Source organism: Micromonospora rosaria, assembly GCF_001567585.1.
GTDB lineage: Bacteria > Actinomycetota > Actinomycetes > Mycobacteriales > Micromonosporaceae > Micromonospora > Micromonospora rosaria.
On the sequence record NZ_LRQV01000173.1, the window covers coordinates 1 to 12,018 of the forward strand.

Consider the following 12,018-nt stretch of genomic DNA (forward strand, 5'->3'; position numbering starts at 1 on the left):
CCCGCTCGGTGCGTCCGCCAGCATGGTCGGTACGCCCGCCGGCACGGTCGCTGCGCGCGGCGGAACGGTCGCTCCACCCGCCGACGCGGTCGCTCCGCCCCCCGGTGCGATCGGCGCGGGCACCGGAGCGGTCGGCGCGCTCGGTACGCCCGCCAGCGCGGTCGGCGCGCTCGGTACGCCCGCCCGCGCGGTCGGCGCGGTCGGCACGCCCGCCCGCGCGGTCGCTGCGGGCGGCGGTGCGGTCACCGTACGCGCCGGAGCGGTCGCTGCGCGCCTGGGAACGGGAGGAGTGGTCATCGCGTGGCATCGGCAAGCTCTTCTACGTTGTCGGGGAGGAACGGGGCCAGGGGCGGCAGCTCGTCGACGGTGTTCAGCCCGAGCTTCTCCAGGAACATCGTGGTGGTCCGGTACAGGAACGCGCCGCTCTCCGGCTCGGTGCCGCACTCCTCCACCAGGCCCCGGGAGACCAGGGTACGGAGCACCCCGTCACAGTTGACACCCCGGATGGCGGAGATCCGGGACCGGGTCACCGGCTGCTTGTAGGCGACCACCGCCAGGGTTTCCAGGGCGGCCTGGGTCAGCCGTACCGACTGCCCGTCCAGCACGAACCGCTCCACGTACCCGGCGTATTCCGGCCGGGTGTAGAGCCGCCAGCCGCCGGCCGCCCGGCGCAGCTCGAAACCGTACCCGGCGGCGGTGTACCCGGCGGCGATCTCGTCGAGCATCCGCCCGACCCGTTCCGCCGGCTGCTCCACCACCTGCGCGAGGACCAGCTCGCTGACCGGCTCGTCGACCACCAGCAGGATCGCCTCCAGCGCCCCGCGCAGCTCCGCGTCGGCCAGCACCACCGGCACGGGTTCCGGCGCCGCCCGGCGCCCCCGTCCCCGGCGGCCTGCCGACCGTGCCCCGGCAGCCTCCGCCGCCGGCTCACCGGCCCCGATGGCGGGTGTGGCCGAATCCGGCCCGGCCGGCTCCGGGCTCCCGCCGGGCCCGTCCGGCGTCCGCTCCGGCGCGGGGGCCGCCCCGGGTTCGGGCACGGAGGCCACCGACGGCTCCGAGACGGACATCACGTCCGCATCCGGCGCGGAGGTCACCGCGGACCCGGATGCGGACAGCTCGTCCGGTTCCGGCGCCGTGGTCGCCGCCGGCTCGGGCGCGGGGACCCCGTCCGGTCCTTGCGGCCCGGGGGCCACCGTCGCCTCGGTTGCGGAGGCCGGCTCCGGGGCGGGGTCCGCCGCCGGTTCCGGGTCGGGGGTGGCGGTGCGGCGCTCGGGGGCCCACGGGGGTACCCAGGCGGCGGCCTGCTCGGCCAGGGAGTCCCGGCGCTCCTCGTTGCTCATCCCGCTCGCTCCTCGTTCGTCCCCGCCGCCCCGGTGCCGTCCGGCTCCACCCGGTCGGCCCCGTTCGTCCCCAGGGGAGCGGTCTGCCCGGCACTGTCCGGTCCCCGCCCCTCGACGGCCGGGTCGGACGACGGGGTGCCGTCCGGTTCCGGGCGCTCCGTGCCGGCGTACTCGTCGATGGTCAACTCCGGGCCGCCGTCCGCCGGGCCGGTCCAGCGTACGGTCAGCTCCTCCAGGGCCTGATCCTGCGTGAACACGACCAGCCCCTCCCGGTACAGCTCCAGCAGGGCGAGGAAGCGCGCCACCACCTCGAGGGTGGCCTCGCAGTCGGCGCAGAGCAGCGAGAAGGTCGCGGTGCCGGCCCGGCGCAGCCGGGCGGTGAGGATCGCGGCGTGCTCGCGCACGCTGACCCGCACCATGTGCACGTGGGCGATGCTGACCTCCGGCACCGGCTTCGGGGTCATCGCCCGCACCGCCAGGGTACGCAGCCGCTCCGGGCCGATGCCGAGGACCAGGTCGGGCAGCGCCTCGGCGTACCGGGGCTCCAGGGCGACCGCCCGGGGGTACCGGCGTCCGCCGACCGCCTCCAGCTCGGCGATGTGCGCCGCCGCCTCCTTGTACGCCTTGTACTGCAACAGCCGGGCGAAGAGCAGGTCCCGCGCCTCCAGCAGGGCCAGATCCTCCTCGTCCTCCACCTCGGCGGCGGGCAGCAGCCGGGCGGCCTTCAGGTCGAGCAGGGTGGCGGCGACGAGCAGGAACTCGCTCGCCTCGTCGAGGTCCCACCGGTCGTCCATGGCCCGGATGTAGGCGATGAACTCGTCGGTGACCCGGTGCAGGGCCACCTCGGTGACGTCCAGCTTGTGCTTGCCGATCAGTTGCAGCAGCAGGTCGAACGGGCCGGTGAAGTTGTCCAGCCGGACGGTGAAGCCGGCGCTCTCCTCCGCCGCCGGACCCGCCGTCGCACCGGCCGGGTCCACCGTTTCCCCCGCCGGATCTGCCGTCGCTCCGGCCGGGTCCGTCGTCGCCCCGGCCCGCGGGGACGGCACCGGCGGGGCCGGTGCGGTCTCGTCCGACGAGGTCGGTGGGTCCAGGGGCGGGGCGGTCACCTGACGACCGTAGTCGACGGGGTGGGCAGGTCGACGGGCCGGTGCACCTACCGCTCCGCCTGCGCGGCGATCACCTCACGGGCCAACTGGCGGTAGTTGCGGGCACCGGACGAGGCCGGGTCGAGCGTGGTGATCGGGGCCCCGGCGACGGTCGACTCGGGGAACTTCACCGTCTTGGTGATCACGGTCTGGTACACCTTGTCGCCGAACGCCTCCACCACCCGTTGCAGCACCTGGCGGCAGTGGGTGGTGCGACTGTCGTACATGGTGGCGAGGATGCCCTCCAACTCGAGGTCGAAGTTGAGCCGCTCCCGCACCTTGTCGATGGTGTCCAGCAGCAGCGCCACGCCCCGCAGGCTGAAGAACTCGCACTCCAACGGGATCAGCACGCCGTGCGCGACGGTCAGCGCGTTGATCGCCAGCAGGCCCAGCGACGGCTGGCAGTCGATCAGGATGTAGTCGTACTCCTTGCGGATGCTCTTGAGCACCCGCGCCAGGGCCATCTCCCGGGCGACCTCGTTGACCAACTGGATCTCGGCCGCCGAGAGGTCGATGTTGGCCGGCAGCAGGTGCAGCCCGGCCACGTCGGTCTTGATCAGGACGTCCTCGGCGGTGACGTCGTCCTGCATCAGCAGGTTGTAGACCGACAGGTCCAGGTTGTGCGGGTTGACCCCGAGGCCGACCGAGAGCGCGCCCTGTGGGTCGAAGTCGACCAGCAACACCTTGCGGCCGTACTCGGCCAGTGCCGCGCCCAGGTTGATGGTCGTGGTGGTCTTGCCGACGCCGCCCTTCTGGTTGGCCATCGCGATGATCCGGGCCGGGCCGTGCCGATCGGTCGGCATCGGCTCCGGGATGGGCTTGCGCATCGTGTACGCCGCCGGATCCGCCGGTCCCAGGTCCGCGCCGAGCGACGCCTGCTGCTCGCGGAGCTCCGACGTCCAGGTCTCGGCACGGTCACCGTTGCCCGCCATGTCCTCGTTGCCCCCTCCCGACGACCACCCGGCGTCGGAACCGACCGACGTCCCTCGCGGCGCCGCTGCGCACCCCGGTTGTCGCCCCAGGAGGTCCGCGCCGATGCCGACTGTACGCCACCAGCCGCCACACCGGTCGGTACCCGTACGGCGTGTCGACTCCCCCACCGCCGGCACACCCCCGCCGAGCAGGGAGATCGACCGTACCCGGCGGATCGCGCCGGGCTCATCGGGCCCGGGGGTGCGCGGTGGCGTACACCTCCCGGAGCCGGTCCACGGTGACCAACGTGTACACCTGCGTGGTGGTCACCGAGGCGTGCCCGAGCAGTTCCTGCACCACCCGCACGTCGGCGCCGCCGTCGAGCAGGTGGGTGGCGTAGGAGTGGCGCAGCGTGTGCGGGGAGACCGCCTGCGGGCCGTCGACCGGCAGCCGGGCCCGCTGCGCGGCCCGCCGCAGGATGGTCCAGGCGCCCTGCCGGGTCAACGGGCCGCCCCGGGCGTTGACGAAGACCGCCGGGGTGCCCCGGCCCGCGGCGAGCAGCGCCGGGCGGCCCCGCACCAGCCAGGCCCGCAGCGCCTGCACCGCGTACCCGCCGACCGGGACGAGCCGGGTCCGGCCCCCCTTGCCGCGCAGCAGCACCGTGCCCTCCTCGACGGCCAGGTCATCGACGGCGGCGCCGACCGCCTCGGAGATCCGCGCCCCGGTGCCGTACAGGAACTCCAGCAGCGCCCGGTCGCGCAGCGCCAGCGGCGCGCCCTCACCGGTCGTGGTCGTCGCGCCGGCGGTCTCCAGCAGCCGCACCACGTCGTCGACCGGCAGGGCCCGGGGCAGCCGGCGCGGCGGCGTCGGCGGGCGCACGTCACGGCTCGGGTCGCCGCCGGTCAGCCCCTCCCGCAGCGCGAACCGGTGCAGGCCGCGGACCGCGCTGGCCGCCCGCGCCGTCGACGAGGCCGCCAGCGGCGGGTGCGCGTCGTCCCCGGCACGCAGCCGGGCCAGGTGGCGCTCGACCTGGCCGGGGCCGACGGCGGCCAGGTCGGTGACGCCGGCCCCGGCCAGGGTCGCGAGGTAGCGCTCCAGGTCCCGCCGGTACGAGGCGAGGGTGTTGGCCGACAGTCCACGTTCGACGCTGAGATGGTCGAGGTACCCGCGCACGGCCCGCACCAGGGCCGGCGCGGGTGCCGGGCCGGCGTCGACGGCCACCGCCTCCTGTGGCTCCGCAGGCACCCGTGGCTCCGCCGCCACCTGTGGCTCCGTTGGGGCCCGGGGGCCGGCCAGCCCCGGCGGCTGCACCGACGCCTGCGGGTCCGCCGGCACGTCGGGCCTCAGCCGAGGACGTCGGCCAGCGGGGTCGCGGCCATGCCGTGCGCCTCCGCGACCGGGCCGTAGGTCACCCGCCCGTCGTGGGTGTTCAGGCCCAGCGCCAGCGCCGGGTCGCGGCGCAGCGCCTCCCGCCAGCCGTGGTTGGCCAGTTCCAGCGCGTACGGCAGGGTGACGTTGGTCAGCGCGTACGTGCTGGTGTGCGGCACCGCGCCGGGCATGTTCGCCACGCAGTAGAAGATCGACTCGTGCACCCGGTAGGTGGGCTCGGCGTGCGTGGTGGGCCGGGAGTCCTCGAAGCAGCCGCCCTGGTCGATGGAGATGTCCACCAGCACGCTGCCCGGCTTCATCCGGGACACCAGCTCGTTGCTGACCAGCGTCGGCGCCTTCGCCCCCGGCACGAGGACCGCCCCGATGACCAGGTCCGCGTCGAGCACCGCCCGCTCCACCTCGTACGCGTTGGAGGCGATCGTCTGCAGGTGCCCCCGGTAGATGGCGTCGGCCTGGCGCAGCCGCCCGACGTTCTTGTCCAGCAGCAGCACCTCGGCCTGCAGGCCGAGGGCGATCGCGGCGGCGTTCATGCCGGAGACCCCGGCGCCGATGACCACCGTCTTGGCCGCGTACACCCCGGAGACGCCGCCCATCAGCACGCCCCGCCCGCCGCCCTGCCGTTGCAGGTGGTACGCCCCGACCTGGGGGGCGAGCCGACCGGCCACCTCGGACATCGGGGCGAGCAGCGGCAGCGACCGGTCGGGCAGCTCCACCGTCTCGTACGCGATGCCGGTGACCCCCCGGTCGACGAGCGCGTCGGTGCACGCCTTGGAGGCGGCCAGGTGCAGGTAGGTGAAGAGGACCTGCCCGGCGCGCATCCGGTGGTACTCCTCGGCGACCGGCTCCTTGACCTTGAGCACCAGCTCCGCAGCCGCCCACACCTCGTCGGGGTCGGCAAGGATCTTGGCTCCGGCGGCGGCGAACTCCTCGTCGGTGATGCTGGAGCCGACCCCGGCGCCGGACTCGACGAACACCTGGTGTCCAGCGCGGACGAACTCGTTGACGCCCGCCGGGGTGATCGCCACCCGGTACTCGTGGTTCTTGACCTCGCGGGGGATTCCGACCTTCACGATCGTGACACCTTTCTCCCGGGACCGGGGGTCGCCCGGCTGTCCGGTGCGCGGCGGCCCCGTTGCCGACGCCGTCCACCGGTCCCGTCGGCGGCAGTCTAGGCGGCCCGCCAGCACCCGGCAGCCGGCAGTGTGACAGCTCCTGCCCTGCCAAGCTGACAACATGTCAGGAGGATCCGGCTGCCGGTCGATATCACCTCGGCCGTCCGGCCATTATCGCCCCCTCACCCACCCCGCGCTGCGAAAGCGGTTGCGATGGATCATTAAGGTGACGCCTCATGACCACTCCTCCGTATCAGCAGTACCCCGCGAACGTCTCGGACAAGAGCAAGCTCGTCGCGGGTCTCCTCGGTATCCTGCTCGGCGGCTTCGGCGCCGGCCGGTTCTACATGGGCGACACCAAGACCGGTGTCCTGCAGCTCGTGGTGAGCCTCGTGACCTGCGGCATCGGCGGCATCTGGGGCTTCATCGACGGCATCCTGATCCTGGTCAACGGTGGCGTCGACGGCCAGGGCCGGCCGCTGCGGGACTGACCCCGCGCCGGGGCGGTCGGTCCGCGACGCAGCGGACCGCACCACCCGGCGACCGGGCCGGCGCACGGCGGACGGCCCGCCCCGGGCCGGGCCCGACCCCACGTCGGAGACGACCACTGAGCCCGCCCACCCGGCGGGCTGAGGTCCCCCGACGGGCCGGGCCCGTTCCGTTCCCACCACGGCAACCGGGGCCGTGCGGTCACCCGCACGGCCCCGGTGCCACGTCCACATCCCCACAGCCGACGACGCGCGCCGCGAGGCGACGGGGTGGTGAGAGGGGGACCCCTCTCGACCGTAGGCGTTAAGAGGGGGCCCTTCCTTACCCCGGCAGCGGGGCGTCCGCGCGACGCAGCACCGACCAGCCGGTGTCCCGGGCCCGCACGGTGGCCAGCAGACCCGCCACGCAGGCCGCGTTGGTGATCTCACCGGCCAGCACCATCCGCACCGCCTCGTCCAGGTCGAGCCGCACCACCTGCATGTCGGCCTCCTCGTCGTGCCGCTGGTGACGTTTGTCGGCCGGCACCTCGGCCAGGTCCCGGGCGAGGAAGATCCGCACAAGCTCGTTGGTGAACCCCGGCGAGCTGTTCATGTCGACCAGCAGGTCCAGCCGGCCCGCGGTCAGGTCGACCTCCTCGGCCAGTTCCCGCAGCGCCGCCGCCGGCAGGTCCTCACCCTCGACGTCGGTCAGCCCCGCCGGCAGCTCCCACAGGTGCCGCCCGACCGGGTGCCGGTACTGCCGCACCAGCACCACCTGAGCGGCGGCGTCGAGCGCGACCACGGCGACCGCGCCGACGTGGCGCACCCAGTCCCGGTTCGCGGTCCCCCCGCCGGGCATGGTGACCTCGTCGCTGAGCACCGTGAAGATCCGGCCGGCGTACCGCTCCTGGCGGGCACGCAGCTCGTAGCGGTGCTCGACCGCGCTCACGAGGCCGACCCGGCGGTGGCCGGGGCCGGTCCGGCCGCCCCGTCCAGGTCCACCGGAAGCTGGTCGGCCTCCGAGTAGTCGATGGCGGCCCGGACGAACGCGGCGAAGAGCGGGTGCGGGCGGGTGGGCCGGCTCTTCAGCTCCGGGTGTGCCTGGGTGGCCACGAAGAACGGGTGCAGTTCCCGGTCCAGCTCGACGAACTCGACCAGCCGCCCGTCCGGCGAGGTGCCGGAGATCCGCATGCCGGCGCGGGCCAGCGCGTCCCGGTAGGCGTTGTTCACCTCGTACCGGTGCCGGTGCCGCTCGCTGACCTCGGTGGTGCCGTACGCCTCGGCCACGATCGACCCCTCGGCCAGCGTCGCCGGGTACGCGCCGAGCCGCATCGTGCCGCCCAGGTCCCCCTTGCCGGCGACGATGTCCTGCTGGTCGGCCATGGTGGCGATGACCGGGTGGGTGGCCTCCTCGTCGAACTCCAGCGAGTTCGCCCCGTCCAGCCCGCCCCGGTGCCGGGCCACCTCGATCGCCATGCACTGCAGGCCGAGGCAGAGCCCGAGCAGCGGCACCTGGTGCTCCCGGGCGTGCCGGGCGGTACCGATCTTGCCCTCGATGCCCCGGACGCCGAACCCGCCGGGGATGACGATGCCGTCCACTCCGGCCAGCGCCGCCGCCGCGCCCGTCGGGGTCACGCAGTCGTCGCTGGGCACCCAGCGCAGCTTCACCCGGGCCCGGTGGCCGAACCCGGCGGCCCGGATCGCCTCGCTGACCGACAGGTACGCGTCGGGCAGGTCCACGTACTTGCCGACCACCGCCACGGTGACCGTGTGCCGGGGCTGGTGCACCCGGTCCAGCAGGTCGTCCCAGCGGGTCCAGTCCACGTCCCGGAAGGAGAGCCCGAGCCGGCGCACCACGTACGCGTCGAGGCCCTCGCGGTGCAGCACCTTGGGGATGTCGTAGATGCTCGGCGCGTCCGGGGCGGCGACCACGGCCTCCCGGTCCACGTCGCAGTAGAGCGACAGCTTGTGCTTGAGCTTGTCCGGGATCTCCCGGTCGGAGCGGCACACGATCGCGTCGGGCTGGATACCGATGTTGCGTAGCTGCGCCACCGAGTGCTGGGTCGGCTTGGTCTTCAGCTCCCCCGACGGCGCCAGGTACGGCACCAGCGACACGTGCAGGTAGAAGCAGTTGTCCCGGCCCAGGTCGTGGCGGACCTGCCGGATCGCCTCCAGGAACGGCAGCGACTCGATGTCACCGACGGTGCCGCCGACCTCGGTGATCACCACGTCCGGCACCTGGCCGTCGGCGTCCGGATCGGCCATGCCCAGGATCCGGGACTTGATCTCGTTGGTGATGTGCGGGATCACCTGGACGGTGTCGCCGAGGTACTCGCCGCGCCGCTCCTTGGCGATCACGTCGGAGTAGATCTGCCCGGTGGTCACGTTCGCCTTGCCGGACAGGTCCCGGTCGAGGAACCGCTCGTAGTGCCCGACGTCGAGGTCGGTCTCGGCGCCGTCCTCGGTGATGAAGACCTCACCGTGCTGGAACGGGTTCATCGTCCCCGGGTCCACGTTGAGGTAGGGGTCGAGCTTCTGCATCACCACGCGCAGCCCGCGCGCGCTGAGCAGATTGCCGAGGCTGGAGGCGGTGAGGCCCTTACCGAGCGAGGAGGCGACGCCCCCGGTGACGAAGATGTGCCTGGTCGTCCGTGCTGTAGGGGCCAACGCCTGCTCCCGTGTCGTCCGTTGCGGTCGTGCAGACCGCCGTGCCGATCAAGGACCGAGCAGCCAGCCGTCCCGGCTGCGGGCCATGTGATCACGCGATCCACGGGATTCCACGGTAACACCTCCCCGAGGCCGACCCGCAGGCCGCACCCGACCGGGTACCCGCCGGCCGGCGCTCACGCGCGGGCCGGCTCCGTGACCGACCGGGCGGCCCGCCCGGAATCGTCCACCGCGTCCCGGGTCGGCCCGCCGACCGCCTCCGCCGCCGGCTCCCCCGCCGGGCCACCGGCCATCCCGACGGCGTCCTGCGGGCGGTCCCCCACCGGCTGGGTACGGTCCGCCGAGTGGCCGAGCACCCGCAGCGCGGCCAGCGCCGCCATCGGTACCACCAGGGCACCCGCCGCGCCGGCCACGTCCAGGGCGGAGCCGCTGAGCAGCCCGCCGATCCCCGCGGCGACGGCCGTACCGGCCATCGCGCCCCGGATCGCCGGGTAGATCCCGAACAGCCGCATCAGCCCACCCCAGGGCTGCATCAGCGCGAACCACACCAGCAGCGCCCCGGCCAGCGCCAGCAGGGTCAGCGGGCTGTTCACCAGGGTCTCCACGTTCGCGCTGCTGGACCGGTGCACGGTGAGCCCGCCGGTGCCGTCGCCGATCGCGGCGAGGAACCGGCCCAGGCTGCCCCGCTCCGGCGCCGGACGGCGCAGGTCCAGCACGGCGAACCCAACGGTCACCGCCAACGCGGCCATCGTCGCCCAGGCCAGCCGGCTGATCGTCAACCAGCCGCCCGCGCTGATCACCGCGGCCACACTCACCCCGGCGGTCAACGCGATCGCCCCGATCGAGTCCGACCCCAGGTACGGGCTGCCCACCACGACCACGGCCGCGCCGCCGACGGCGACCATCACCATCGGCCGCCACTCCCGCCGGACCCGCTGGGCCAGCCAGCCCGCCGACAGCAGCGCCCCTGCGACGAACACCCCCAGCCCGACCGTGCCCAGCCCGGCGTACCGGCCGCCCTGCAACGCCGAGTACCCGACCACCCCGTTGAGCTGCAACCGCGCCCCGGTGAGCACGTCCGCGCCGACGACCAGGGTGGCGAGCCCGGCGACCGCGCCCAGCGGCCCCAACGTCGCCGCGTGGCCGGGCACCCGGCGCACCAGCGTGGTCGCGGCGACCAGCACCACCACCGTCACCAGGGCGAAGGACCAGCCGGCGTGCTCGCCCCGCCACCACGGCACCAGGTCGGCCAGCAGCGCCGCCGGCACCGCCAGCGCGGCGGCCACGAGCAGCACCTCCACCACGGCCACCACCCGCTGCGACGCCGGTTGCGGCCCCACCGGGCCGGGCTGGCGGCGGGCCCGGCGCAGCACCGGCAGCACCGCCAGCGCGAGCAGCACCTGCCCCACCGCGAGGACCACGAAGTACCAGTCCGCCACCCGTCGCTGCGCGCCGGCCTCCCGGTCGGCGTCGGCCGACGCGCTGATCGCGATCGCCAGGTCCGCCGGCCGGCCCTCCACCGACGTCGCCGGCCGGCCGATGAACAGCCGCTCCGGCATCGGGCGGCCCAGCACGGCGAGCGCGGTCGGCGCCAGGTCGACCAGTTGCAGGTAGCCCTGCCGGGCGGTGGTCGCCGAGGTCAGCCAGCCGTTCTCCCAGCCGGGCCCGTCGGCGACCACCACGTGCAGCCGCGACGGTTGCTCGGTGTCGGCGACCCCGGCCACCACGACCAGGGACCTCGGCGGCCGGGCGGCGAGCACCCGGGCCAGGTCGGCGTCGGCGCGGCGGACCGCCTCGGCCCGGACCGCCCGGTCCTCCCCGGCCACCGTGCCCAGGTCGACGATGCTGAGCACGCAGGACCCGAGCAGTTCCGCCGGGTCGTCCGGCAGCCCCGGGGCGTACCGGTCCACCCGGCCGAACGGGCGGGCCGCGGCCACCGCCGCGCCCGGGCCCACCGCGACCGAGCAGCGCACCGACTCCGACAGCGCCCCGGGCACCGCGCCCCAGGGCAGCCGGTCCTGGTTGTGCCGCACCACGCTCTCCTGGCCGGGCAGGTTCGCGCCGATCCCGTCGGGCTGCTCGACCACCACCCCGTCCACCGGGCAGGCGTCCGGCGGGCGGCTGCCGTCCCAGGCCGCGTAGTTGCCGGCGCCCACCGTCAACCACCCGTCGACCGGGCAGGTGGGACGCTGCGCGGAGCGCGCCGACAGGGACCCGATCGAGCCCTCCCGGGCCATCCGCCACAGCGTCGGCGTGGTCTCCGGGTCGACGTCGTCCCAGCGCAGCCCGGCCATCCCCACCAGGACGACGTAGTCGGCGCTGCGCTGCGGGGTGCCGGTGCCCGGCCGGACGGTCAGCGCGGTGACCGCCAGCGCCACCACGACCAGGGTCAGCAGGATCGGCGCGGCGCGGCGCAGCAGCGTCGGCGACACCCGGCGCGGCATCACCGGCGTCCCGTCGACGGGGTGTCGGCGGCCGGGTCCGCGCCCCGCCGCGCGGGGGCGGGGACCAGTTCGGCGTAGAGGGCGGCCAGGTCGGCGACGGTGTCCTGCTCGGTCGGCCAGGTGCCGGCCCGCGCCCGACCCCGGGCGGCCAGGTCGGCGCGCAGCGCGGGGTCGTCGAGCAGGCTCCGCACGGCCGCGTCGACCGCGTCCACGTCCCCGGCCGGCACCAGCAGCGCCGCGTCCCCGACCAGGTCCGGCAGGCCGCCGACCTCGGTCGCCACCAGCGGCACCCCGGCCCGCAGCGCCTCCTGGGCGAACAACTGCCGGGCCTCCCAGTCGCTGGTCACCACGGCCACGTCGGCGCCGGCCAGCAGGTCGGCCACATCGTCGCGGTGCCCGAGCAGGGTCACCGGGGCGCGGGCGGCGGAGATCCGCGCGGCGACCGGCAGGTACGCCGGGCCGCTGCCGGCGACCACCACCACCGGCGGCGGGGTCCGGGTCCGCCACCGGGCGGCGGCGTCGACCAGGACGTCGTACCGTTT

At 74.9% G+C, this 12,018-nt stretch carries 9 protein-coding genes and 2 pseudogenes; 1 reads left to right on the plus strand and 10 read right to left on the minus strand.

The genetic code is table 11. From position 1 onward, the window contains the following. The 6 genes and pseudogenes from AWW66_RS34995 to ald all read right to left on the minus strand — a co-directional run. A pseudogene (locus tag AWW66_RS34995) lies at window positions 1-307 on the minus strand (hypothetical protein); the annotation flags it as partial. Continuing rightward, window positions 294-1,340, minus strand: a complete 1,047-nt coding sequence (gene scpB / locus AWW66_RS28745; protein WP_157528073.1) for an SMC-Scp complex subunit ScpB — start codon at window positions 1,338-1,340, stop codon at window positions 294-296. The gene scpB and the pseudogene AWW66_RS34995, both read right to left, overlap by 14 nt. After that, on the minus strand, window positions 1,337-2,446 hold the full coding sequence (locus AWW66_RS28750; RefSeq protein WP_396890692.1) for a segregation and condensation protein A: 1,110 nt from the start codon (window positions 2,444-2,446) through the stop codon (window positions 1,337-1,339). The genes scpB and AWW66_RS28750 overlap by 4 nt, the downstream gene beginning before the upstream one ends. 47 nt (window positions 2,447-2,493) lie before the next feature. After that, window positions 2,494-3,417, minus strand: coding sequence for a ParA family protein (locus AWW66_RS28755; RefSeq protein WP_067372870.1), 924 nt, complete (start codon window positions 3,415-3,417; stop codon window positions 2,494-2,496). Between the two features lie 226 nt (window positions 3,418-3,643). Further along, a complete protein-coding gene (locus tag AWW66_RS28760; RefSeq protein WP_067372888.1) occupies window positions 3,644-4,618 on the minus strand; it encodes a site-specific tyrosine recombinase XerD in 975 nt (324 codons plus the stop codon). A gap of 122 nt (window positions 4,619-4,740) precedes the next feature. Beyond that, complete coding sequence (ald, locus tag AWW66_RS28765; RefSeq protein ID WP_067372873.1) at window positions 4,741-5,856, minus strand: alanine dehydrogenase; 1,116 nt, start codon at window positions 5,854-5,856, stop codon at window positions 4,741-4,743. A 278-nt stretch (window positions 5,857-6,134) separates the two neighbouring features. Here ald and AWW66_RS28770 point away from each other — a divergent pair, with 278 nt between their 5' ends. Continuing rightward, entirely contained in the window at window positions 6,135-6,389 is a 255-nt protein-coding gene (locus AWW66_RS28770; RefSeq protein WP_067372876.1) for a TM2 domain-containing protein, read from the plus strand. Between the two features lie 319 nt (window positions 6,390-6,708). Here the strand turns inward: AWW66_RS28770 and AWW66_RS28775 are convergent, their stop codons facing one another. The 4 genes and pseudogenes from AWW66_RS28775 to AWW66_RS28790 form a co-directional block, all read right to left on the minus strand. Continuing rightward, window positions 6,709-7,314, minus strand: coding sequence for an NUDIX domain-containing protein (locus tag AWW66_RS28775; protein ID WP_067372879.1), 606 nt, complete (start codon window positions 7,312-7,314; stop codon window positions 6,709-6,711). After that, window positions 7,311-9,032, minus strand: a complete 1,722-nt coding sequence (locus AWW66_RS28780; RefSeq protein WP_067372882.1) for a CTP synthase — start codon at window positions 9,030-9,032, stop codon at window positions 7,311-7,313. Before AWW66_RS28780 ends, AWW66_RS28775 begins: the two co-directional genes overlap by 4 nt. 48 nt (window positions 9,033-9,080) lie before the next feature. Beyond that, window positions 9,081-11,452 (minus strand): annotated as a pseudogene (locus AWW66_RS28785) (hypothetical protein). A gap of 23 nt (window positions 11,453-11,475) precedes the next feature. Then, window positions 11,476-12,018, minus strand: a 543-nt coding sequence (locus AWW66_RS28790; protein WP_157528076.1) for a glycosyltransferase family 4 protein, incomplete at its 5' end; no start/stop codon positions are given.

Bases quoted from the DNA above. Each gene is read 5' to 3' on its own strand.
- scpB (WP_157528073.1), bottom strand. From the start codon at position 1,340: ATGAGCAACGAGGAGCGCCGGGACTCCCTGGCCGAGCAGGCCGCCGCC.
- AWW66_RS28755 (WP_067372870.1), bottom strand. From the start codon at position 3,417: ATGGCGGGCAACGGTGACCGTGCCGAGACCTGGACGTCGGAGCTCCGC.
- AWW66_RS28770 (WP_067372876.1), top strand. From the start codon at position 6,135: ATGACCACTCCTCCGTATCAGCAGTACCCCGCGAACGTCTCGGACAAG.